Consider the following 23,515-nt stretch of genomic DNA (forward strand, 5'->3'; position numbering starts at 1 on the left):
CGGTCATGAAGCGCGCTTTGCGGACACTCGGCGGCCTTCTGGCCGGGCTGCTGCTGGTTCATATGCCGGCGGGTCAGGCCCAGGAAGCCCCCCGCACGATCATCGTCATGGATGGCTCCGGCTCCATGTGGGGGCAGATCGACGGTCGGCCGAAACTGGAAATCGCCCGCGAGGCGGTCGCCGACGTGGTGACGCGCCTGCCGGCCGGTCAGGAACTCGGGCTGATCGCCTACGGCCACCGCTCCAAAGGCAACTGCGGCGACATCGAGCTGCTGGTGCCGCCGGGCAGGGACACCGGCGCCACCATCGTCGACGCGGTCAACGCCATGCGCTTTCTCGGCAAAACCCCTCTTTCCGCCGCCGTTCGGCAGGCTGCCGAGGCGCTGCGCTATGGCGAGGAAAGCGCCACCGTCGTGCTGGTCACCGACGGGCTTGAGACATGCGAGGCGGACCCCTGCGCACTGGCCTCGGAACTGGAGGCGTCCGGCGTCAACTTCACGGCCCATGTCGTCGGCTTCGGGCTGTCGAAGGAAGAAGGCGCGGAGGTCGCCTGCCTCGCCGAAAACACCGGCGGCCGCTACATCGAGGCGGCCAATGCCGGCGAGCTGTCCGACGCGCTGAGCGAGGCCATCGCCATGGCGCCGCCGCGCGAGACAACGCATTTCCCCGGCCGCCCGCTGATGCGCGCCATTCAGCTCCAGCCAACCGGGCAGTCGATCGGAGCCGAGGCCGCAACGCCAGCGCAGCCGCCTTTCCCTCGCGATGGCACGGCCGAGCAGTGCCGCGCCCTGGCGGACGCCGATGCGACGACTGGAGCCTGGATGTTCGAGCCGCCCGGCAGTTACTTCATCGAGGAGCCGCGCTGCCGCCTTTTCAGCTACGCAACGGAAATGGACTGGGCCGAGATGCCGCCCGAGGACGGCTGGGTTTCCGGGTTCAAGCCGGACGCCATCCTCTTCGTCCGCCCGCTTGAGCAAGCCGCCTTCGAGCCCGGCAAGGCGGGCATGGTCAACCGGGGTCCCTATGCCCCGGGCGTTGCGCGGATCGAACTCGGCGTCTTGGCCGAGGGCAGCGAGACCGGCGGCGCGGCACTGGCGCTGAGGCTTTACCCGGCCGGAAACGCCACCCCGGACGCCGCCATCACCTACAGCACCGTGGAGGGGACCGAAGGCGCCAAGGATGCCGCCATCGAGCTTGCGGCGCCTGGCACCTATCTCCTGCGGCTGGAAACCTGGGGCGGCGATACGCTCGACGAAATGGACATCGTCGTCGAGGCCGACCCTGCCGTCACCCTCAAGGCGCCGCCTCAGGTGGCGCCGGGCGCGCCCATTCCCGTCGAGACCACCGGCCGCCAGCTGCGCAATGACGGCATCGAGATCTGGCAGGGCGAAACCCAGATCGACTGGGGGCGGACGCTGGGCGAACTCGTGGCCGGCCAGGCGCTGAACGCGCCATCGGAGCCGGGCACCTATGATCTTGTCTACAAGGGCGAAGATGCCTCCGGCGAGCGCAAGGAGAAGGCGCGCCTTTCCCTGGAGGTCGGGACGCCGCAAAAGAAGGCCGACGCCCATTCCGGGGCTGCGCCCGATCTAGGCGAGGACGTCGCCTATTCGTGCGAGGGCCCGGCGCCCTGCCCGGTGTCCGACAGCGCTACCGGCCTCTCCTTCCTGCTGCCGGCCGGCTGGTGGACCGACCATCCGACGACGGAGGGTTACACGGCGGGGTCTCAGTCCGCCGGCGAGGCGTTTCCGCCGCGCGTCAACCTCTTCCGAACCGGCGGCGACGACACGCTGGTCCTCGGTCCGCGCCAGTGGGTCGCCATGAACGGCCCCTGTGAGGAGGTGGGCGCGCTCGGCCAGTTCTGCATGTTCCAGAGCGCCGAGCCGCAGGTGCTGGCCGCCTACCAGCTCGTCAAGGCGACGTTGAAATGGGACCCGCCGCGGCGCCAGTCGTCCCGGAGCGGCGACTGCGCCGATGGCGACGGCCATGGCCCCGACGCCTGCGACAACGGCAAGGAAGCCGGCGCCAAGGCCTTTTCGGACTACCCGCACCGATGCCTGCCGGGCGACCGCACGGTTGCCAACTGCGACATGCGCGATGCGGCCACCAACCTGTTCTTCCACCTGCCCGAGACCTGGGTGGCGGAAGTCGAGCCCGCCAAGCCCTTTCCGCGCGCCGCGTTCGCCGAGCAGGCAAGTTCGGCCCATTCGATCTTTCTCAACCCGAAAGACTGGCCTCTCGGCGAACGCGGCTGCGTTCCGACGCGTGTCGGCCAACTGTGCGCGGACCCCGATCGGGGAGACGAGAGGCTTGCCCGCGTTCTGCAAACCCTGCAGTTCACGCTGACCACGGGGCAGGTGCTGCGCCGCTGCGGCGACGAGGACTGCGACTTCGCCCACCCCAACCCCCGGCTTTCGGGCCGGCTGCCGGCCCTCTGGTCGGTCGAGGTCGGCCGTCCGCTTCCCGACGGCCGGATCGCCACCTGGTTCTGGGATCGCGACCCCGCCGGCAACTTCAAGCTCATCGGCCTCAACCAGCCCGGCGGCGACAACTGCCTCGAGGCCGGACAGGGGCAGATGCTGTGCGAATTCTCGCCCTACATCTCGACGGACGAGTTCGACCTCATTCGCAAAAGCCTGAAGGTCGGCGCTGCCGCGTCAACCGGCTCCAGAACCGTAACGCCGGCCGAGTTCGACCGCGCCCTTGCCATCATCCGAGGGAACTGACCCATGCGCCGACACCTCGCAGCGACCTGCCTTGCCCTTCTGGCGACCGCTTCTTCCTCGTCCGCCGCGCTGGCCTGCAACAGCCCCGTCATCTCCATCGACGCAAGCGGACAGGCCGAGTTCATTTCCCCCGGCCGGGACGTGAAGCCGGACATGGAACGCATCTACGGTGCGTCCCCGAACCCGGACGCGATTCTCGTCGTCGATGCCCGGACCCATCGGGGCACATGGATCGGGCGAACCGAATTGCCGGGGGTTCTGGCCGGCTTCGGCGCCCAGAGCGACGGCTACCTCTACTCCGGCCCCGATCATTGCCTGCCGCCCGGATTGCCGGTCGATCTGCCGGAGACCAGGCGACAGCCGGACGAGCTTCCGCCCGGAAAGCCGCCGATCGACCTGTTCCCCGGCATCGCGCCCCGATCCGGCCTGTGGCAGGCCCGTCTTGGCAAGACGCGGCTCGAAGGCTGCCCGGCGCTGATGCAGCAGGCCTTTCCGAAATCGCCCGCCGATTTGCCGGCGGAGTGGCTGACGCCGCGAAAACTGACCTTCCAAAGGCCGTTCCATCCCGACCAGCTTGAAATGTCGCGCCGGCTTTCGGCGGAAGGCCTGAGCCGGATCACCTGGCGCAATGCCGGAGAGAACGCCTGGACGACCGAGGTCTTTCCCGAACTCTTCGGCCAGATCCCGGCGGGACAGGGCGCAGGCAGCAAGATGACCTGGCGGCTGACGCTGAAGAGCGAGACGGAAATCGAGCACCTCTCGACGGTCAGCATCGTTCTGCCCAAGGAAGCCGCCGCCGTGCTGGGCGGAAGCAACACCTGCCGTCTGGTGAGCCGAAACAGCTGGGTCAGGGTTTCCGACTGAGCACGGACACCTCAGCGCCCTATCCGACTGTCTCATTTATGGGTCCGCCATTCTCTGCGAAAGCAGAGAAGCTCGGGCAGGATGAGGCAGCCGGAGGGCCGGCCTGCCCCTCTCCAGGGACAGGACCATGGCGCAGAACATCTACGACGACCCCGCGTTCTTCTCCGGCTACACGCAATATCCCCGGCAGGTGATCGGCCTCGACGGCGCCACCGAGTGGCCGCTTGTCAGGGCCATGCTGCCGTCCCTTGCCGGCAAGCGGGTGGCCGATCTCGGCTGCGGCTTCGGCTGGGCGGCGCGCTGGATGCGCGCGCAAGGCGCGGCGTCGGTCCATGGCTTCGACATCTCCGAGAAGATGATCGCCCGCGCCCATGAGGACACGCGCGATCCCGCCATCGCCTACCGCATCGCCGATCTCGAGACGCTGGAACTGCCCGAAGCGGCCTTCGACCTCGTCTACAGCTCGCTGGCCTTCCACTATGTCAGGGACTTCCGCCGTCTGGTGCGCACCATCGCCGCCGCGCTGACGGCGGGCGGCGACCTCGTCTTCTCCATCGAGCACCCGATCCACATGGCGCCGGCCCATCCGCGCTGGATGGCCGACGAAGACGGACGCCCGACATGGCCGGTCAACGGCTATAAGGCCGAGGGCGAGCGCCGCGTCGAGTGGTTCGTGAAAGATGTGCTGAAACACCACCGCACCATGGCCACCACGCTCAACACCCTGATCGAGGAAGGTTTTGCCCTCCGCCGCATCGAGGAGTTCGCCCCGACGGCCGACGAGGTGCGCGCCGCCCCCGACCTCACCGAGGCCGACACCGAGAAGCCGCTGATGCTGCTGGTCGCGGCCCGGCGGATCTGACCCGCGTCGAAAGACGAGCGGCGCACCGATTGCCCTCCCCGGCCACCATCCCCATTTACCATGCCGGCGGACCATCCCGCCTTCCCTGAGGGATCCATCATGCGCTTTGCCGGCAATGTCATCTGGTTCCTGTTCGGAGGCGCCTTCACGGCGCTTCTCTGGCTGCTCGGCGCGGCGGTGTTCGCGCTGTCCATCGTCGGGCTGCCGCTGACGCGGGCGGCCATCGAGATGGCCAAGCTCAGCGCCTTCCCCTTCGGCAAGGACGTGGTCCACGTGCGCGAGCTCGACGGCAAGGGCGTGACGCCGGTCACCGCCGTCACCGGCACCGTCGGCTTCGTGTTCAACCTTCTCTGGCTTCTGACCTTCGGTCTGGCGCTCTGCCTGTCCTACCTCATGCTCGGCATCGTCTACTGCGTGACGATCATCGGCATCCCCTTCGGCCTGCAATGCTTCAAGCTGGCCGGCATCTCGCTATGGCCGATCGGCCGCCGCGTCGTCAGCATCGAACTGGCCGACGTCGCCCGCCGCCATGCCGCCGAGACGACCTTCGCCCGACGACACGCCGGCTGACGACCTCACACGGGCTTCGAGGGGAGCCAGCGAGTCCTGATCTCCAGCGGGTGGTCCGGCGACACCAGATGTGGTGCGCTGTTGACGCTGTTGGGCGGGCCGCTCAGAGGTTCGACGCAGGTGGCGTCGTCCGGCTTGTCGAAGACCACCATCGACGCATGGGTCGAGGTCATCTCCATCGCCAGAAGGTCAGGCCAGATCAGACGCGCGCGCATCGTGCCATCGAAGCCGAAGCAATCGTCCCACGGGCCCGGGCTCACGGCGACGCGGCGGCCGGTGGGAACGTCATCCGCGCCCGGCTCTTCCTGCCAGTCGGCGGCGAACTCGATCTTCAGGCGATCGCTCGCCCCCTCGACATCCTTGCGGAACCAAGGATGCCAGCCGGCCGCCGCCGGGAAGGGCGTGTCGGCGCCGGCGACCTTGAGAGCAATGTCGAGCCCGCCATCGACAATGGCGAAGGTTTGCAGCACCTCGCCCCGCCAGGGCCAGGGATCGGCGAGAGCAAAGCGGAAGGACGCCCGGTCGGCGGTTGCCTCCACCACCTCCCAAGGCGCGAAGCAGGCCATGCCATGCAGGGCATGCGGCGGCTTGTTCACCGGCAGCTCATGAACCTTGCCGAGATGGGACAGGCGACCATCGCGCATGCGGCCGACCCAGGGGATCATCGGGAAGGAGCCATACTGGAACGCCCGGCGCTCGGGCGTCCACTGACGCAGCACTTCATGGCCGAAGAAGGTCAGCGACGTCATCCGGCAACCATCGGATGGCCGGATGACCAGGGAGATATCGCCTTTGCCAAGGCGAACGGTCTCGCCGCGCGGGCCGGGCCAGGGCGCATCGAAGGCGCGACGGACGGCGAGATGACCTTCGTCGGGCGCCAGGGCGTTGGGTGACGTCACCATCATGATTTCCTCTGAAGTGAGAGCTGCTCGGACGGCTCCTGGATGGCGAAGACCGAAACGAGCGAAATGCCCGAGATGATCGCGATATATCCGGCCACCAACCACGGCGCCCCATGCCCCCAATGCAGCAGACCGGCGGCGATGAGCGGCGTCAGGCCGCCGAGAATGGCCGAAAACTGGTAGGCGAAGGACAGGCCGGTGTAGCGCACGTCGGTTCCGAACATGCGGGCGAACATCGTCGGCTGAACCGCGAACATCGTTGTCGGGCCGAGATTGTAGGCGAGGATGAAGGCAATCCAGATCAGCGGTTGCCGTCCGCTGTCCAGCAGCATGAAGAAGGGGAAGGCCAGCACAAGGCAGAAGGTCGCCCCGGCGATGTAGATCCGGCGCAGCCCCACCCGATCCGAAATCGCGCCGATCAACGGGCACACGACGATGCCGATCGCCGAGGCGATCAACATGCCGGTCAACGGCATTTCACGGCCGAGGCCGACCTGCGTCGCCACGTAGGCGATACCAAAGGCGTTGATCGCATTGGACGAAACGGTCTCGGCCAGTCGCGCGCCGAGTGCGAGCATGATTTCGCGGGGGTGCTGACGCAGCAAGGTGACGATCGGCAGCGGCTGGCGTTTGCCCTTGGCCTCGCGCTCCCGCCGCAGGCGCGCCGCCTTGAACTCGGGCGTTTCCTCGGTGTGCAGGCGGATCATCAGGCCGACGACCAGCATGACGGAGGCCAGAAGGAAGGGAATGCGCCATCCCCAGCTGAGGAAGGCTTCATCGCCGAGCAGTCCGGTACAGAGCGCAAAGACGCCAGTGGCGAGCATGATGCCGACGGAAGCGGCGGTCTGCGGCAGCGAGCCATAGAATCCCCGCCGATGCTTCGGCGCCGACTCGATGGTCATGAGGGCTGCCCCACCATACTCGCCGCCAAGCCCGAAGCCCTGGATGAGGCGCAGAACGACAAGCAAGACGGGCGCGGCCACGCCGATCTGCTCGTATGTCGGCAGCAGTCCGACAAGGAATGTCGAAGTGCCCGTGATGAGCAACGTGGCGATCAGCGTCGCCTTGCGCCCGACGCGGTCCCCGTAGTGCCCGAACACCAGGCCGCCCAGCGGCCTTGCGAAGAAACCGACGCCAAAGGTGGCGAAGGCGGCGATGAGGGCCAGCCCCGGATCGGCGCCGGGAAAGAACAGCTTGCCGAGCACCAGCCCGGACGCGGTTCCGAAGACGAAAAAATCATACCACTCCAGAAGCGCACCGGCGAAACTGGCAGCAACGACGCGGTTGAGCTCTCTCTTTCCGAGATGCGGCTCTGGCTCGGGGGTAACTTTGCCCACGACCTCTCCTCCTCTTCTCCCAGGGATCGCCCGAGCGCGCGGTGCGCGACCGGGCCTTTCGGCCGATCCAGTCGCGGCCCGTCGGACGATGACGGACCGCGACGGACCATGATGAGGTCAGGGCTTCGGCGTCAGCGGCGCGACGACCGCCGCAGCATCCTCGCGGCCGTGGCCGGCCGCCCTCGCCAGCGCGAATGCCGCCGAGGCCGCTGCGGAAACCGGCGTGGGCACGCCACGGCGGGCGGCGGTATCGACCGAAAGACGCAGGTCCTTGGCGGCCAGATCCACCGAGAAGCGGGCGCCGAAATCTCCAGACATGACGTTGTCGAGCCTGAGTTCGGCCTGCGTCGACCACCCTCCAGTGGTCGCCAGCGCCGCGGCGAAGGTCGAAGCGTCGATGCCCGTGGCCCTGGCCAGCAGCCAACCCTCGGCCAGGATGGCCAGATTGCTCATGCCGATCAGGTTGGAGATCAGCTTGAACATGGTCGCCCCCTCGATCGACCCCATGTCGAACACCGTGCTCGACATGTGGGAGAGCAAGGGTTCGATCCGCTGGACGGCCGGCGCCGATCCACCGACGAACACCGGTATCTCGCCTTTCTCGGCGAGGGCCGGCGTCTTGCCGAGGGTACAGGCGACGAACTCCACCCCGCAGTCCCTTTTCAGGCGATCGGCGATGCGCCGGGACGTTCCCGGATCGATCGTCGAAAGGTCGACGGCGACGGTCTCGGGCGAGAGCTGGCCGGCCTGCTCCTGCCAGAAGGCCTCGACCAGCTCGGGCGTCGGCAGGCAGGAGAACACTACGTCCTGCCCCCCGACCGCCTCGCCGGCCGTTGACGCGGCCTCCGCGCCGGCGGCCACGGTGGCGGCCACCGCCTGCGCCGACAGATCGTAGACGGCAAGGCGCCATGGACCGCTGGCCAGACACCGGGCAACCGCCCCTCCCATGGCCCCAAGGCCGATGAACCCAATCTTGCCGAGCGCCTTCACAGGGACGCCTCCTTCTTGGACATGAGGGCGAGCGCCGCCGCGTCCTCGGCATCGACGTTGACGCCGATCGGCTCCCAGCGAATGAACAGGCAGGTCAGGAAGCCCACCAGCGGCACGGCGGCCAGCCAGTAGAAGGCGTCGGTGTTCAGGGACGACCACAGGATCGGCCAGAAGATCAGGCCGGCGATGGCTCCGGTGCGCATGATCGCCCGGGCGAAGCCGACGCCCGCCGGCCGCAGGCTGGGCGGGTAGGACAGCGTCGCGATGGTCATGCCGAGGCCGCCGGGACCGGAGGAGTGGAAGAAGATGATCGATCCGAGCAGGGAGAGCGAGAACCAGGGATTGGCCTTGCCCCAGGTGCCGAGAATGATCAGGGCGATGAACACCATGGCGAAGCCGAACATGGACTGCCGGCGGGCGCCGAACTTGTGCACGACCACCGACCCGATGGCGCCACCGGTGACGCCGCACAGGAAGTTGACGGCAGCCGAACCCCAAAGGGCGTTGGAGAGGCCACCGGCGAGGATGCCGGCCAGGGTCATCGGCAGATAGACGCCGACGGCGTTGTACTGCCAGGCCTGCATGGTGGCGACCACGCAGCCGAGCACCGTCCTACGGCCATATGGCCCCTTGAACAGGACGCCATAGGCGCCGTCCGACTTCTTGATCGCCGCCTCGCCGGCTGAGGCATCGGCCGCCACGTCGGCCGAAACGCCATAACGCGTCTGCAGAATTTCGCGCGACAGGTCGAAGCGGTTGGCACGGGCCGCCCACATGGCCGACTCGCCGATGAACACCCAGCGCAGCACCATCACCAGCACGCCGAAGCCGGCGCCGAGCAGGATGCCCCAGCGCCACAGCTCTGGTTCGGACACCGACCAGGCGACGAGCGGAATCAGCACCAGATAAACGACCGTGGTCGAGATGTACCAGCCCATCTGCCAAAGGTTGACCGAGGTGCCCGACTTCTTCGAGGAAGCGCCGCGCAGTTCGGCAACAGCCGATGTCGCCAGCGGGAAGTCGATGCCGAGGCCGACGCCCATGATGATGCGGCAGATCAGCACCTGCCAGATCGACGAGGCAAAGGCGACGGCGGCGGCGCCGATGACGCAAAGCCCCATGCCGACCACGAAGGCCTTGCGCTGGCCGAGGCTGTTGATGATCCGGTTCGACAGAAGACCGCCGATCAGCGCGGAGACCAGCACCGACGCATTCACGGTGGCCGCCAGACCGGGCGAGATGCCGAACTGGGCGGCGATGTACTTGTTGCCGAAGCCGATCATTGCCGCCTGATAGGCGTCGATGAGGATGCCGCCCAAGGCCACGAGCGTGATGAACAAGCCCGAGTATTTGGCGGGATGGCTGTTGACGAGGTCAACCACGTCCTGCGGCCGCCGGATCACGTGCGGCGCGTTTTGGGAGATCGCTGTCATATACGTAGCCCCAAACTGGGTGTTGATGACGACTGGACCGAAGCCGAAGACCGGGGCGCCCTGCGAGGCCGCCGGGCCGAACGGCCACCTCCAGTTATTTATCAAATGAAATCATGACCTTGATCGACGACGGCTCTTTGGCGCGCACATAGGCCTCTGCCGCTTTTTCGACCGGGAACACATCGGTGATGAGGCCGTCCGTCATGAACGAGCCGGCTTCCAGCCAACCGATCGCCGCGTCGAAATCCGCCGGCACATACATGCCCGAGCTGAGAAGATCGCGCTCGAACCGCTGCATCATCGGCAGCGGAATCTCGCGCGGCCCGGTGGGAACGCCCATGCAGACCACCGGACCACCGGCCATCACCCGCTTGCAGGCATCCATCAGCGTTGCCGCCGAGGCGACGACATCGATCACCGCGGTGAACATCTCGTCGGCCGGCAACTCGCCGGGAGCGAAGACCCGGGCCGCCCCGAAGGTCAAGGCGAGCTTCCTCTTGCTCTCGTCGGGCTCGATCGCCGTGATCCGGGACGCTCCCATCAGGCGCAGGGCCTGCACCACCGACAGGCCGATCGTGCCGCAACCGATCACCAGAACGTCTTCGCGCGCTTCGCTCGGAACGCGGCTGACGCAATGGTGGGCACAGGCGGCCGGCTCGGCGAAGGCCAGCTTGTCGAGCGGCAGATCGGCCGACGCCCGATGCAGGTTGCGCGCCTTGACCACCAGCGACGAACGCCCGTAGCCGGGGGCGCGAAAGCCGGCGACCATCGGCGGTTCGCAGAGGTTGTAGCGGCCGGAAAGACAGGCCCGGCATTTCATGCAAGGCTGGATGGGGTCGGCAACGACATGATCGCCGACCTGGACGCAGGTGACCCCTGCACCGACTTCGTCGACCACGGCCGAAATCTCGTGCCCGGTCACCATCGGCGGCTTGGCGAACGGATGCCCACCGGCAAGAACGTGAAGCTCCGAACCGCAAATACCGAGATGGGACAGCCGCAACCGAACCTCGCCTTCGCCGAGGGGCGGAAGCTCGATCTCCTCCTTGCGGCAGCTCACCTTGCCTATTTCGGGAAAAAACACTTCCGAAACAACAGTCATCTTCTCCTCCACTGACAATTCAATCTCAAGAGAGTCGGGCGTCCCTCATCTGGCCGCCATTGCCTCGTCGACGATCTCGCCAAGGCGGCGAAGCCTGGGCACCGAAACGTCGCGCAGCATCGTCGGCACGTCGTCGGCGCCGACCACCGAGGCCCAAACCGCCCGTCCGGCGAGGAAGCCCGAGGCGCCGGCGGCCATGGCGATGCGAACGGACCGGCCGAAAATGTCGGCGGGGACGCCGGACGACAGGATGACCCACGGCATTTCCATGTGTCCGTTCAGACGCTTGCAGGCATCCGACAGCTTGGCTTCCGCCCCCTTGCCGCCGTAGGGCATTTCCACCTTGTAGATGTCGGCGCCGCAGTGCCCCAGTTCGGCCGCCGCAGCGACGATGGCTGCCTCGCGATCGAACTCGGCCCCGCGACGGGGCGGACGAACGACCGGCTCGATGATGGAAAGCAGCCCGGCGGAGCGGCAGCTCGCCACGAACTCCGCCACCATGGACAGACGCGCCTGCGGATCTTCGTCCGAGCGCCACAGAACCAACAGCTTCAGGGCCTTGGCACCGCGCCGGCGCACATCGGCCGGAACGATGGCCCGGTCGATGCGGACATCGTCGACGGGAATGCCATTGCCGGGAAGAAACTCGTCCGCCGCGACGATCATGCCGCAGCCTTCGTCCAGCGCTTTTGTCTCGATCACCCTGTCGAGGCAGAACTGGCGATCGACCAGAGCGGCCGATGCCCAGGGAGAGAGAATGCGGGCTGCCGTTGTCTTGAACTCGGTCAGAACTTCGTCGGCGATCGGCGTGGGGTGGCCGGCGGCGGCAAACATCAGGCGCATCGCTTCGCGCTGATCGACGGCCAGCATGGCAAACCCACCGGACGGCCTGGCGATATCTGAAAGCGAGCAGGGTGCAGGGAGATCGTTCACAGGTGACTCCTGGTATTGAGGGGAAACGGCTCGGGCCGCTTACGACCCGAGAAAGGTGTTGAGTTCGGCGAGGGTCGGAACGGCTTCGCGACCATCGAGCGCCCGGCAGGACAGGGCCGCCGTGGCGTTGGCTTCGCGCAGGGCTTGCGGCCAATCGCCGCCCCGGACGAGCGCGGACAACAGGCCGCCGTGGAAGACATCGCCCGCGCCGAGCGTCGAGCGAATGTCGATGCCCTTGACGGCCGGCACATGCACCGTCCCGGCCGGACGACCGTCATAGCGTTCGGACCACCAGGCCCATGAGCCAGCCGAGCCGCGCGTGGCGACCACCGCCTTGGCCCCTTCGTCCAGCGCGCGGCGGGCCGCTTCGGCAATGCCGGCCTCGTCGTGGGGAAGGCTCCAGGTGGCGACCAGCGCCTCGGTCGTCGGGGCGTAGAGATCCACCGCGGACAGATCGAGCCCCGGTATGGGATTGCCCGCATCGACGGCCAGACGCGGTCTTTCGCTCGCCGGCAAGGACTTCAGATAGGCCGTAACGGGACCAAGCCCGAGATGGTCGGTGTGAAGCCACTCGGCACTGTCGATCAGCTCGAGCGCCCGCGCTCCGAACGTCGCGAGCGGCGGCAACGGCGGCACCGACAAGGTGGAGATGGCGCGCGTCTGCCGCTGCTGGGACACCACGATGCACGAGGCCTGCGTCGGATGGTTGGCGTCCGTCAGGACACCGGTGACGTCGACCCCCTCCGCCGAAAGCATTGCCTTTGCCGTCTCACCGGCCCTGTCCGCACCGACGCGACCGACAAAGGCGACCGACTGCCCCTGACGGGCCAGAACGACCGCGGCATTCGCCGCCGGCCCGCCACCGGAAATGCTGACCTCCTCGCCAACAACTCTCTCGTCCTCTCCGGGGTAGCGAGGGACCAGGGCCAAGGCATCCAACGTGACCACGCCGACACAAACGACGCGAGGCGAACCCGACATCCACACCTCCATGAGCTTCAGTGGGGATGTTTGTACGATATCGATCGTAATTAGCGCAATATGTAAGTTTACAGTTCAAATATTTGTTCGATATCTAACAAATTTGGCGGCGCCGCATCGACGAGATAATGCAAGATTGAGCGCAAGCCATTGAAAGCGGTGGCATGTCGCCGCCGCCGTGTGGAGCGCTAGCCCAACGCGAATGGATCGGGTATAGGCAAGATTGTGGGATTCGTTACATTCTCGCCGAAAGGGCGAAATGTGCTCGCGTCAGGGAACCAGAGACGTAATGACCGACGAAAGCCTCCGATACCGTTCGGCACCGCAGAGGCGGGCGGAAATTCTGGACTGTTTGCAGCATGTCGGCTTCATGACGACCGCGGAGCTGGCATCGAGACTCGGCGTGTCGGAAATGACCATCCGCCGCGACGCGCATCTGCTCCACAAGCGTGGAGAAGTGATCTCGTCGCGCGGCGCTCTCCGGCTGCCGAACTGGGCCGACGTTCCCGGAGGGGGCGATCTCGGCGACGATTACGCCAACCGCGCCAGAACCGCGACCAGCGGCAAGATGGTCATTGGCAAGCTGGCCGCGGCGGATGTTCGCAACGACGACATCATCGCTGTCGATGCCGGTACCACCGCCTGTCAGGTCGTTCGCGCGCTCCCCCCCGAGTTCGTCGGAACGGTCGTCACTCACTCCATCCCGGCCATCAACCTGCTGCTCGATCGCCCGCACATCAAGTCGATCGCTCTCGGCGGCGACATCCACGCCCCCTCTCGCGCGCTGGTCGGGTCCACCACGGTCGAGAACGTCCGCCGCCTCAAGGTGAGAAGTTTCTACCTCGGCGCCGCCGCCGTCGATGAACGTGGCGTCTATGCGTCGGCAGACGTCGAGAAGCAGGTGAAGAACACCCTGATGAGCATTTCAGACAGGATCGTACTGCTGATCGATCATAGAAAGTTCGACCTGACGGCCCCCGTGCTTCTATGCGGCTGGGACAGCATCAACTCCATCGTCACCGACAAGAAAGTCTCGCACGACTTCTCGGATCTATTCGCCAGGACCGGAATCAACGTCGTGACACCGTAATCGAAATCGCTCCGTGCTCCACCCGAGGCTTCCATGGCGGCTGAGGCAGACACGGAGACGATTGCGCCCGCGTTCCATGGCCTTGTCGAGCCGGATTCATTCTGTTCGAGCCTCAACTGACTCCGACCGGATGCCTATCGGACCCGTAGCGCATCGAACTGGCCGACGTCGCCTACCACCGCGCCGGCTGAGCGCACCCATCAGTTGCGCATTGGAGGCGGTCCAATCTTAATCGTGCGGAGCTAAAGCCACTACCCTGGCGTTTCCGCGCTATTGCCAGACAACTACGGAAATGTATCCTGCGCGCGACGATCGACAACGATGTCGGAAGGAACAGGGCGTGCGATTCGCGGGCAGGTTCATGTGGTTCGCGCTTGGCGGGGTCTGGACGGCGGGCGTCTGGCTCGTGGGCGCGGCGATTTTCGGCCGAATCCCCGGCGGGGAGCCGCTGTCGCGCGCCGCCGTCGAAATGGCCGGCCTCGGCATTTCACCCTTCGGCAGGGACGCCGTGCACATTCGCGAGCTCGGCGGCCAGGATCCGGCGCCGACGACGACCGCCGCCCGCGTCCTCGGCCCCATCCTCAATGTCATGTGGATGCTGACCTTCGGCCTCATCCTTTGCGCCGCCTATCTGATCCTCGGCGCGCTCTGCTGTCTGACGGTGCGCGGGCTCTCCCTCGGCCGCCAGTGCTTCAAGCTGGCCGGCATCTCGCTGTGGCCGGCGGGACAGCGCGTCATCAGCACCGATCTCGCCACCGTTCCCCGCCAGCAGGCGGCGGTGGAGCGCTTCGCTCGCGCCCGTCTGCGCCAGTCGAGCCGCGACGACGGCATCGACCACCCCGGCGACGTGCCGCCGGCAGCGGCGCGATAGGCAGCCTGCCCCGCCCAGAACATCATCCGACCGGAGTGAAACCGGTTCCCACTTTTGCTGGAATTGCTCTAGGCGGGACAGGCGACAGCATCAGGACGCGAGGCCGAGCCAGTAGCGGTGCAGCCCGTCGACGTCGCCACTGGTCAGAAGCGGCATGGCGCCGTGAAGGGCGCCGTCCTCCCACTCCCACCACTTCATCTCGAGCAACAGGCCGATCTGCCGCTCGTCGAAGCGCTTGCGGATCGGCTTGGCCGGGTTGCCGCCGACGATGGTGTATGGCTCGACATCGCGGGTGACGAGGGCGCGCGTGCCGATCACCGCGCCGTCGCCCACCGTGATGCCGGGCATGATCACCGCCTCCGAGCCGATCCACACGTCGTTGCCGATCACCGTGTCGCCGGCCGGGAGATAGCCGTTCTCGGCCCCGGCGAAGGCCGGCACCTCGGACATCCAGTAGAAGGGAAAGGCGCTGATCCAGTCATGCCGGTGGCCCTGGTTGCCGGCCATGATGAAGGCGGCGCCCGAACCGATGGAGCAGAAGCTGCCGATGATCAGCCGGTCGACACCCTCGTCGGGCATCAGGTAGCGGGCGCAATCGTCGAAGCCGTGGCCGTGGTAATAGCCGGAATAGTAGCTGTAGCGGCCGACGACGATGTTGGGATTGGTAACCTGCTTGTCGAGGGTCACGCCCCGGAAGGGGCTTTCGAAATAGTTGTCCATTTGACGATCTCTGAATGTGTCAGGGCAAGTGACATCGGCGCGAGAATCTCACGACCTCGCGCACCAACCCCGATGCCGCAACGCGGCTCGGGGGCATTCAGAGGGTTCGTCGCGTGGCTTTCACATCTTCCTCGTTGGGCTACGACGAGAATGGTAAGCCAACGAACGCGCCGACGCAATCTCCGGCTTTTTGCGGGCCGATTTCAGAAAAAACGCGACCACCCCTTGAACATCCGGATTTGTCACCTATCTGTCATGCTGTGAGTGTACACACACCAGTGACGCTTCTGATCTTTGACCACGGATGTACTGGCACTGATCATGGAGGCGTTGGAGAGAAGGTCGGGTTCGTCCCGGCCTTTTTGCTGTCCAAGCCCCTTTTTCTATCTCTTCCCCTTTTCTATCCAGAGCAACACCAGCAAAAGTGGGGACCGGTTTCGCGTCCGGGGTTGCGTGAAGACAAATAGATAGAGCCTTCGCCGAACAAACTGAAACAGTCGGTCGACCAGCGAAGGCGCAGGAAACTGTCAGCTGAGAGGCTTCCTGGCGAGGGCACCCTGCCTTTCGCCAGCAACCGCCTCCAGCCGGTCCTGCGACACGACGCGCTCGTAGCGCTCCGCTTCGCTGCGCACGCGATACTGGAACTGGCCTTCGGAGGGCGGCAAGGTCGCGACCACGTGGTAGACGCCGGTGGCGGCGGCATGCAGATAGCTGCGCCGCACATTCACGGCATCGCCGACGTGGAACAGATGGCTGGGGGCGGTGTAGGCCCCCGAGGGGCCCGAACGGCGTCGTGCGTCCATTGTCGCCATGATGATAGCCTTCCCTTGAGCTTTCGCGGCGACGAACGATGACCGGCCGGACTGGATCAATCCGACCTTCGTTGCCCGGAGCATGCGGCCACCGCAAGTCGATCGACCCAACGGGTCACCGACCTATACGCGCCGTCATGATTTTATACCGCGAAGAAAGATGATATACTTGGACATCTCGCGCGCCACGAAAATCTTAAGCTTGCCATCGCGAGAAAATGGCAAGATTCAGGCGCCGAAAAACCGAATTTTCGGACTATGAATATGCGCCCGCAACCAAATCGACACAAGGCCGAAAACGGATTTATTTTCAAAGGGTGGCCTTTTGGCGCAAAATATCATAGAAGGAGCGCGTGACGCTGATCGAAGGGTGCATATTGGGACCCCTTCGTCTCTCCGGAACCGCTCCGCCCGCGCCGGGAACCTCCGTCGCCACAAGGCGGAAAGTCGGACGGAGCCAGTCGATCGCCGCCCTCCGGGGTGGCGGCTTGCTCTCCCAAAGGATCGGAAACTCAGTGCAGGTTCTCGTTCGAGACAACAATGTCGACCAGGCTCTTCGTGTCCTCAAGAAAAAGCTGCAGCGGGAAGGCGTCTTCCGCGAGATGAAGGCGCACCGCGCCTATGAAAAGCCCTCGGAAAAGCGCAAGCGCGAACAGGCCGACGCCATCCGTCGCTCGCGCAAGCTTGCCCGCAAGAAGGCCCAGCGCGACGGCCTGCTGCCGATGCCCAAGCCCAAGGTTCGCCCTGCCCGTCCGCGTCCGGCCGCGGCCCCGGTCGCCGCTTCCGCCAGCCCGACCACGACGGCGTGAGCGCGGCCTGACCGAGACGGCATTCTGAGCGGCCCTGAAATTCCCTCGACGACCCCAGAGAATTGAAGGGCCAAGCTCAGATTCCGGACAATAGTCCAAGCGACGCTCGTGAAGATATCCGATTAGGTATATGCATCCAGCGTCGATCTTGTTGACGAACGTTGTCAAAGCGCACCAGCGTCCTACGATCTTCCTTTTCAATGTCGCGAATAATCACGCACGGCGGCCTCGCCGGGCGCTGAAAAACCATGCTATTGAAAGGAATAACTCCATGAGCGATGGTACCGTCAAGTTTTTCAATTCCGTCAAGGGTTTCGGCTTCATCGAGATCGGCAACGGCCAGCCGGACGTGTTCGTCCACATCTCCGCCGTCGAGCAGTCCGGCATGAGCTCGCTCAGCGACGGCCAGAAGGTGAGCTTCGATATCGTTCAGGATAGCCGGACCGGCCGCAACGCCGCGCAGAACATCCGCGCCGCCTGATTGTCGGAGTTGCCACGGCCAGCCCGGCGCAAGCTCGATCGGCCAACTTCAGGGACGAGAACGCTGGCCCCTTGAATGACGATCGACAACGCTCATATGACTGACTGTGAGTTTCGAAACTCCACTTGTGCTTCTGGTCTTTGACCACGGATGTACTGGCACTGATCATCGAGGCACTAGAGAGAAGACCGGGTTCGCCCGGTCTTTTTGCTATCTGGACCATCCCGAGACCCTATTTCCAGCCTCTAACGCGGAATCGGGTGCCGCTTTTGCTGGAACCGCCCTAGAATGGCGACCATGAGTCAGGACAAGAGCTTCCGCGCCGCCGAGACCATGATGGGCATGAGCGATGCCGCGTGGTCGCGACACACCAACCCCTGGAGCGGCTGGTCGCGCCTCTCCGTCCTGCCGCTTCTGGCGCTTGCCGCCTGGAGCCGGGTGTGGATCGACTGGTGGGCGCTGGCGCCCATTGCCCTCGTCATCGCCTGGACATGGCTCAACCCGCGCCTCTTCCCGCCGCCGGCCTCGACCGACAACTGGATGTCGAACGGCGTCATCGGCGAGCGCGTCTGGCTAGCGCGGAGCCAGGACCCCGCCCTTGCCCATCACCGGCCGGTCGTCCGCGCGCTGACGGCGCTCGGCGCCATCGGCGCTCTGCTTCTCCTCGCCGGCCTCGTCCTCCTCGACCTGGCGCTGACCGGAACCGGCCTCGCGGTCGCCATGCTCTCCAAGCTGTGGCTGCTCGACCGCATGGTCTGGGTGCGGCGAGACAGCCTGAAGGACGAAGCGTCCTGACCGGGGCTGCGACACAACGACATACATTGCCCCGGTTTCGCCCATCTCGCCCAAAGAAAAAGCCATGAATCCGTGCGACGTCTCGGATCTCCGACGTTTTCCGAGGACACCGAGATGGTCAGCAACGGTCGATTGGGGCGGTCCGCCTCCACGGTGATTTTCTGGCAGTGGGCGCTCGGCATCGGCGTCGGCGCCGCCTGCGCCGGCGCGGTTCTGGTCGTCGGCGGCCAGCAGGCAGCATCCCGGCTCGCCGCGTCGACCCCGCCCGTCGCCACCCAGCCCCAGCCGATCGAGGCGTCCGGCGTCGCCAGCCTGGGCGGAACGCCGCTGGCCACCGCCGCGCTCGACGTGCCGATCTCCGCCGACCCGCCGGTCGTGCCGCTGCCGCTCGACAAGCCCATCCTGAAACCGAAGAGCGCCGTCAGCACGGTATTCCGGGCGCGCGAGACGACGCCGTCCGGCGTCGCCCATTTCGACAGCTGCCTGCCCAGTTGCGAAACGCGCGATCCGCTGGTGGCCGGCGTGGCGCCCCCCGCCCCGGCGCCCGAGCCGGCGCCGCCGGTCGCCTCCTCCATCCCCTCCGGCCCGCTCCCACCGTTGCCGCTTCTCGAAGCCACCGGCGGAGAGCCCATTCCGGCGCCGCCGCCACGCGGGCCTCTCGGCGTCGCCGTCGAAGGCGGAAAGGCGCTGGTCAAGGGGGTGGAGACCGCCTCCGGCGTCGTCGTCAGGGGCACGCGGCGAGCGGTCGATACGGCCGTCGATCTGGTCTGGTAACCGTCATCGGCATCCACGGAGCCGGAGAACCGGCTCATCCCGTCATACGCGTTCCGCCTCCGTCAACTTCCGACCCGAAAGGTCAAAACCCGACGGAAGCGGTATTACTCGGCCGAGGCTGAGCGGCGGTCGGCGTCGGGCTCGCCCGGCCCCGCCTGCTCGGCCATCATCGCCTCGAAGGCGGCGGCCGGCAGCGCCGGAGCATACAGGAAGCCCTGAGCGTAATCGCAGCCGATCGACTTCAGGATATCGCGCTGCCGCTCGGTTTCCACACCCTCGGCCACCACCTGAAGCCCCAGGCGATGGGCCATGACGATGATCGCCTCGCAGATGTCGAGGCCGGCGCCGTCGAGCTCGGCCACGAAGGAGCGGTCGACCTTCAGCGTGTCGATGTCGAAGCGCCGGAGATAGGCCAGCGACGAGTAGCCCGTGCCGAAGTCGTCGATGGCGATCTCGATGCCGGCGTCGCGGCAGGCGATCAGGTTGGACATCACCTGCGGCTCGGCGTTGAGCAGCAGGCCCTCGGTGATCTCCAGGCAGATGGCCCCGCCCGTCAGCCCGTGCCGGGCCAGTTCCCCCACCCAGCCGAGGCCCGAGAAGGCGGCGTTGCGAAACTGCGTCGGCGACTGGTTGATGGCCATCTGGAAGTCGGGATCGTAGGCGGCGCGACAGCGGGCCGTCTCGGCGATGGCCTGCCGCGCCACCCAGTCGCCCAACGGCACGATCAGCCCGGTCTCCTCGGCGAGCGGAATGAAGGTGCCCGGGCTGACGAGGCCGCGCGTCGGGTGCTGCCAGCGCACCAGCGCCTCCGCCTTGACGATCCGCCCGGTCTCGAGGTCCACCACCGGCTGGTAGTGGACGATGAACTGCCGCTCGGCGAGCGCCTGCCGGAGGTCGTTGGCCAGACGCATGCGAACGTTGGCTGCGCGCTGCAGCGCCGGCGTGAAGAAATGCAGGCAGTTGCGCCCATATCCCTTGGCGGCATAGAGCGCCTGGTCGGCATTGCGGAACAGCTCCTCCAGCGACTGGGCGTCGCGGGGATAGAGCGAGATGCCGACGCTGGCGGTCACGAACAACTGCTCGTAGTCGATGGCCACCGGCGCCTCGAAGCGCTTCAGAACCTCTCGAGCCGACGCCTCGATTTCCTCTATGTCGGAAACACCGTTGAGGATGAGCGCGAACTCGTCGCCACCGATGCGGGCGATGGTGTCGCCAGGCCGCTCGCACTCCTTCAGGCGAGCCGACACCTTGGCCAGGAGACGGTCGCCCGTCGAGTGGCCCAGCGTGTCGTTGATCTCCTTGAACCGGTCGAGATCGATCATCAGCAGGGCCATGGTCTGGCCGGTCTCGGTCGCCTGCCGCGCGCCCTCGGCCAGTCGTTCGGTGAACATGTGCCGGTTGGGCAGGCCGGTGACGGAATCGTAGTTGGCCTGCCAGCGGATGATGTCCTCGGCAGATTTGCGTGTCGTGATGTCGGAGAACACCACGACGTAGTTCTTGACCTTGCCGTACGCGTCCTTGACAACCGTGACCGTCGTTTCCCTGAGATAATGCTCGCCCGACTTGCGCTGGTCCCAAACCTCGCCGTTCCAGACCCCGTCCGCTAGCACCGCCCGCCTCATCTCGGCGTAGAAGGCTTCGTCGTGCCGGTCGGAGCGGAACATGCGGGCACTGCGCCCCATGACCTCGTCCTGCGACCAGCCGGTCAACCGGATGAAGGCAGGGTTGACGGCGATGACGCGGAAATCCGCGTCGATCACCATGATGGCCTCGGACGTGGTCTGGTAGACCGTGGCGGCGATGCGCTCCTGTTCCTGCGCCTTCTTCTGCTCGGTGATGTCGAGCACATAGACCAGCCGGTCGGGTTTGCCGTGATCGGAGGGGAAGGACACCGAGTTCGACCAGACGGTAAGCTGGGCACCGTCGCGCCGAAGAACCGCCCACTCGCCGCCGAGATGGCCGCCGTTGTCCAGAAAGTCCTGGTGGCGCGCCAGAACCGAGACGCGCGCCTCCTCGGGGAACACCATCAGGAAGTTCTCGCCGAGCATGTCGTCGACGGAATAGCCGTAGATCTCGGAATAGGTCGGATTGACCGAGACATAGGTTCCGTCGTGGTCGATCACGGCAATACCGACTGGCGCGCGGCTGAGGATCGCGCGCATCAGCCGATCCGGGTCACGATCTGCCGTCTGCCTCATGCTTCAGATCGCCCCCCGGTATCTGAACTCTGGTCAAAAAGCGGCACGAATTCTGGCAAAGCCAGCGTATGGCTTTGATTTGCCTCCTGAAAGAAAGGCAATTTCTCTGATTCTACAAGTGCCTCGCCTGTCGACCATGCATCACGCGAAGGCCTCGGTCGATCGTCGAGCATCATGACGTTCGCCGCTCGCGCCCCCTCTCCGACATTTCCTCCGCACCTGGCGGCAGTGCCCCGAAAAGGCCGGGAAAGCGCGGAATTCCGAGCAAGAACAGCGCCTTGTCCGCCTTGCCGCAAACGGAGCCGCCCCGAACGAGCAATACTTTGCGGAGATCATCTCCAATCGGAGAATTTACAATGACATTCTAGTCTAAATTCTTGTCATTCGCAGAAATGATAATAAAATAGACGTCATTCTTAGACCTTTATTAACCACAATTTCCCAGAATTTGTTACCTGCGACGGTCTGCTACCAGAGAGTGCGGGCTGAACTGTGGAGGGCGATATTTTGTCTTACGCAAATTTGTCAATCTTGGCAAAAGTGTCTACGTTACTCGTACTTCTGGGGATAGGCGCCTTGGTTGGCGGCGGCTACGCCGTCTACCAGATGATCGCCATCGACAACAGTTATGGGCATTTGCTCACCGGCCGCTCGGCGGCCAGTCTCAGCTTCGCCCGTTCCAACCGAGCCGTATCGGACCTTGCCACCAGCCTTTACTGGAACGCCGCCGCGACGAGCGAGGAAGACAACCGGGCCGCGACGGCCGCCCGCGAAGCCGCCTTGGCCGATATCGACAAGAACATGGCCCTCTCCATCGAGGCCGCCCCGGACAAGAAGACCGAACTCGAAGGCATTCAGGCGGATGTTCGTCAACTGATGGCCGGCAGTTGCGGCGAGGTCGTCAGGCTGTCGCAGTCGACGGATGTCACCGACAACGCCAAGGCACTGGAGCTGCTGACCACGAAGTGCCATCCCGAGATCGCCGCCCTTCAGAAGAAGTCGGTCGTGATCAACACCGTCCTGCTCAACGAAACGCAGGAGGTGAACGACGCCAACAGCGCCGCGGCCTCCAACGCGGTATGGATGACGCTCGGCTTCATAGGCGTCACGGTGGTGGTGGTGATCGGCATTGCCGTCCTCCTGCTCACCTCCGGCGTGACGCGGCCGATCGGCAAGCTGGTCGAGGCCATGAAGACGATGCAGTCGGGCCATTTCGACATCTCCATCCTCGGCATCGGCCGCAAGGACGAGGTGGGCGAGCTGGCCGGCGGCCTCGAGTCCTTCCGCCTCAGCCTGATCGATGCCGAGAAGGCCCGCGCGGCGCAGGAGGCGGCCAAGGCCGCCGAGGACGCCGCCATGCGCAAGCGGTCCGAGAGGGCCGAGCGCTTCGTCAGCCGCATGCAGGAACTCGCCAACGGCTTCGGCTCCTCGTCGATGGAAGTGGCCGACGCCGCCCGCAGCCTGTCGGCCACCGCCGAGGAGACCGCCCGCCAGGCCCAGACCGTCACCGGCGCCGCCGAGGAAGCGGCCACCAACGTGCAGACGGTCGCCGCCGGCGCCGAGGAGCTGTCGGCCTCGATCCAGGAGATCTCCGAGCAGATCACCCACTCCTCCAACATCGCCCGCGAGGCGGCGAAGGAGGCGGAGACCAGCTCCCACAACGTCCAGACGCTGTCGCAGGCCGCCCAGCAGATCGGCGAGGTGGTGACGCTGATCTCCAACATCGCCGCCCAGACCAACCTCCTGGCGCTCAACGCCACCATCGAGGCGGCGCGGGCCGGCGAGGCCGGCAAGGGATTTGCCGTCGTCGCCTCGGAGGTGAAGCAGCTCGCCGACCAGACCGCCAAGGCCACCGACGAGATCGGCCGCAAGATCACCGAGATCCAGTCGGCCACCGGCGGCACGGTCGATGCCATCTCCCGCATCGTCAAGACGGTGGGCAACATCCAGGACTCGTCGGCCGCCATCGCCAGCGCCGTCGAGGAACAGGGCGCCGCCTCGGCCGAGATCGCCCGCAACACCCAGCGGGCGGCGGCCGGCACCACCGACGTCACCTCCAACATCACCGGCGTCAGCACCGCCGCCGAGATGACGGGCACCGCCTCGACCCAGTTGATGACCCTGTCCGACCGCCTGAACGAGCAGTCCGCCGCGCTTCAGCAGGAAGTCGGCGACTTCGTGAAGAGCCTCGACGCGGCGTAAGCTGCGACAGCACCGGAAAGCATGCGGGCGCCGGTCATCCGGCGCGCGCCTAGAGCGCTATTC

22 protein-coding genes are annotated in these 23,515 nt (G+C 65.8%); 11 read left to right on the forward strand and 11 right to left on the reverse strand.

The window, feature by feature from the left end; genetic code table 11:
- Positions 1-5: 5 nt before the first annotated feature.
- From M4J40_RS22495 to M4J40_RS06500, 4 genes are all read left to right on the forward strand, one after another.
- Entirely contained in the window at positions 6-2,726 is a 2,721-nt protein-coding gene (locus M4J40_RS22495; RefSeq protein WP_311134076.1) for a VWA domain-containing protein, read from the forward strand.
- 3 nt (positions 2,727-2,729) lie between these two features.
- On the forward strand, positions 2,730-3,590 hold the full coding sequence (locus tag M4J40_RS06490) for a hypothetical protein (RefSeq protein WP_251753027.1): 861 nt from the start codon (positions 2,730-2,732) through the stop codon (positions 3,588-3,590).
- A 127-nt stretch (positions 3,591-3,717) separates the two neighbouring features.
- The gene (locus M4J40_RS06495; protein WP_251753029.1) at positions 3,718-4,452 is read left to right on the forward strand and encodes a bifunctional 2-polyprenyl-6-hydroxyphenol methylase/3-demethylubiquinol 3-O-methyltransferase UbiG; all 735 of its coding nucleotides are present in this window, start codon (positions 3,718-3,720) and stop codon (positions 4,450-4,452) included.
- 99 nt (positions 4,453-4,551) lie between these two features.
- Complete coding sequence (locus M4J40_RS06500; protein ID WP_251753031.1) at positions 4,552-5,022, forward strand: YccF family protein; 471 nt, start codon at positions 4,552-4,554, stop codon at positions 5,020-5,022.
- Between the two features lie 5 nt (positions 5,023-5,027).
- On the opposite strand, the gene M4J40_RS06505 is transcribed toward M4J40_RS06500, so the two are convergent.
- From M4J40_RS06505 to M4J40_RS06535, 7 genes are all read right to left on the reverse strand, one after another.
- A complete protein-coding gene (locus M4J40_RS06505) occupies positions 5,028-5,927 on the reverse strand; it encodes an aldose 1-epimerase (protein ID WP_251753032.1) in 900 nt (299 codons plus the stop codon).
- A complete protein-coding gene (locus M4J40_RS06510; protein ID WP_251753034.1) occupies positions 5,924-7,261 on the reverse strand; it encodes an MFS transporter in 1,338 nt (445 codons plus the stop codon). Before M4J40_RS06510 ends, M4J40_RS06505 begins: the two co-directional genes overlap by 4 nt.
- A 117-nt stretch (positions 7,262-7,378) precedes the next feature.
- Complete coding sequence (locus M4J40_RS06515; protein WP_251753035.1) at positions 7,379-8,251, reverse strand: NAD(P)-binding domain-containing protein; 873 nt, start codon at positions 8,249-8,251, stop codon at positions 7,379-7,381.
- A complete protein-coding gene (locus M4J40_RS06520) occupies positions 8,248-9,684 on the reverse strand; it encodes an MFS transporter (RefSeq protein WP_251753037.1) in 1,437 nt (478 codons plus the stop codon). The genes M4J40_RS06515 and M4J40_RS06520 overlap by 4 nt, the downstream gene beginning before the upstream one ends.
- 94 nt (positions 9,685-9,778) lie before the next feature.
- Positions 9,779-10,786 carry a zinc-binding dehydrogenase gene (locus M4J40_RS06525; protein ID WP_251753038.1) on the reverse strand — a complete coding sequence of 336 codons (1,008 nt, stop codon included), beginning with the start codon at positions 10,784-10,786 and terminating at the stop codon, positions 9,779-9,781.
- 45 nt (positions 10,787-10,831) lie between these two features.
- The gene (locus M4J40_RS06530) at positions 10,832-11,719 is read right to left on the reverse strand and encodes an aldolase (RefSeq protein ID WP_311134077.1); all 888 of its coding nucleotides are present in this window, start codon (positions 11,717-11,719) and stop codon (positions 10,832-10,834) included.
- 39 nt (positions 11,720-11,758) lie between these two features.
- Complete coding sequence (locus M4J40_RS06535) at positions 11,759-12,700, reverse strand: carbohydrate kinase family protein (RefSeq protein ID WP_251753041.1); 942 nt, start codon at positions 12,698-12,700, stop codon at positions 11,759-11,761.
- A gap of 289 nt (positions 12,701-12,989) precedes the next feature.
- Between M4J40_RS06535 and M4J40_RS06540 the strand changes: the two genes are divergently transcribed.
- Both M4J40_RS06540 and M4J40_RS06545 read left to right on the forward strand, forming a co-directional pair.
- Positions 12,990-13,790 carry a DeoR/GlpR family DNA-binding transcription regulator gene (locus tag M4J40_RS06540; RefSeq protein ID WP_257235120.1) on the forward strand — a complete coding sequence of 267 codons (801 nt, stop codon included), beginning with the start codon at positions 12,990-12,992 and terminating at the stop codon, positions 13,788-13,790.
- A gap of 340 nt (positions 13,791-14,130) precedes the next feature.
- Entirely contained in the window at positions 14,131-14,661 is a 531-nt protein-coding gene (locus M4J40_RS06545) for a YccF domain-containing protein (protein ID WP_251753045.1), read from the forward strand.
- 90 nt (positions 14,662-14,751) lie between these two features.
- Here M4J40_RS06545 and catB read toward each other — a convergent pair whose 3' ends face one another.
- Both catB and M4J40_RS06555 read right to left on the reverse strand, forming a co-directional pair.
- On the reverse strand, positions 14,752-15,381 hold the full coding sequence (gene catB / locus M4J40_RS06550; RefSeq protein ID WP_251753046.1) for a type B chloramphenicol O-acetyltransferase: 630 nt from the start codon (positions 15,379-15,381) through the stop codon (positions 14,752-14,754).
- A 527-nt stretch (positions 15,382-15,908) separates the two neighbouring features.
- On the reverse strand, positions 15,909-16,193 hold the full coding sequence (locus M4J40_RS06555; protein WP_251753048.1) for a hypothetical protein: 285 nt from the start codon (positions 16,191-16,193) through the stop codon (positions 15,909-15,911).
- Between the two features lie 515 nt (positions 16,194-16,708).
- Here M4J40_RS06555 and rpsU point away from each other — a divergent pair.
- The 4 genes from rpsU (at position 16,709) to M4J40_RS06575 (ending at position 19,052) form a co-directional block, all read left to right on the forward strand.
- Entirely contained in the window at positions 16,709-17,002 is a 294-nt protein-coding gene (gene rpsU, locus M4J40_RS06560) for a 30S ribosomal protein S21 (RefSeq protein WP_251753050.1), read from the forward strand.
- A 271-nt stretch (positions 17,003-17,273) separates the two neighbouring features.
- Entirely contained in the window at positions 17,274-17,483 is a 210-nt protein-coding gene (locus M4J40_RS06565; RefSeq protein ID WP_251753052.1) for a cold-shock protein, read from the forward strand.
- A 297-nt stretch (positions 17,484-17,780) separates the two neighbouring features.
- A complete protein-coding gene (locus tag M4J40_RS06570; RefSeq protein WP_251753053.1) occupies positions 17,781-18,278 on the forward strand; it encodes a DUF6653 family protein in 498 nt (165 codons plus the stop codon).
- A gap of 114 nt (positions 18,279-18,392) precedes the next feature.
- Positions 18,393-19,052, forward strand: a complete 660-nt coding sequence (locus tag M4J40_RS06575; RefSeq protein WP_251753054.1) for a hypothetical protein — start codon at positions 18,393-18,395, stop codon at positions 19,050-19,052.
- A 104-nt stretch (positions 19,053-19,156) separates the two neighbouring features.
- Here M4J40_RS06575 and M4J40_RS06580 read toward each other — a convergent pair whose 3' ends face one another.
- Positions 19,157-21,214 (reverse strand): bifunctional diguanylate cyclase/phosphodiesterase, encoded by a 2,058-nt coding sequence (locus M4J40_RS06580; protein ID WP_251753055.1) that lies wholly within the window; start codon positions 21,212-21,214, stop codon positions 19,157-19,159.
- Positions 21,215-21,246: 32 nt separating this feature from the next.
- Positions 21,247-21,426, reverse strand: coding sequence for a hypothetical protein (locus tag M4J40_RS06585; RefSeq protein WP_251753056.1), 180 nt, complete (start codon positions 21,424-21,426; stop codon positions 21,247-21,249).
- Between the two features lie 400 nt (positions 21,427-21,826).
- On the opposite strand from M4J40_RS06585, the gene M4J40_RS06590 reads away from it, so the two are divergent.
- Positions 21,827-23,452, forward strand: a complete 1,626-nt coding sequence (locus M4J40_RS06590) for a methyl-accepting chemotaxis protein (protein ID WP_251753057.1) — start codon at positions 21,827-21,829, stop codon at positions 23,450-23,452.
- Positions 23,453-23,515: the final 63 nt, after the last annotated feature.

Source organism: Pleomorphomonas sp. JP5 (genome assembly GCF_023721815.1).
Classification (GTDB): Bacteria; Pseudomonadota; Alphaproteobacteria; order Rhizobiales; family Pleomorphomonadaceae; genus Pleomorphomonas.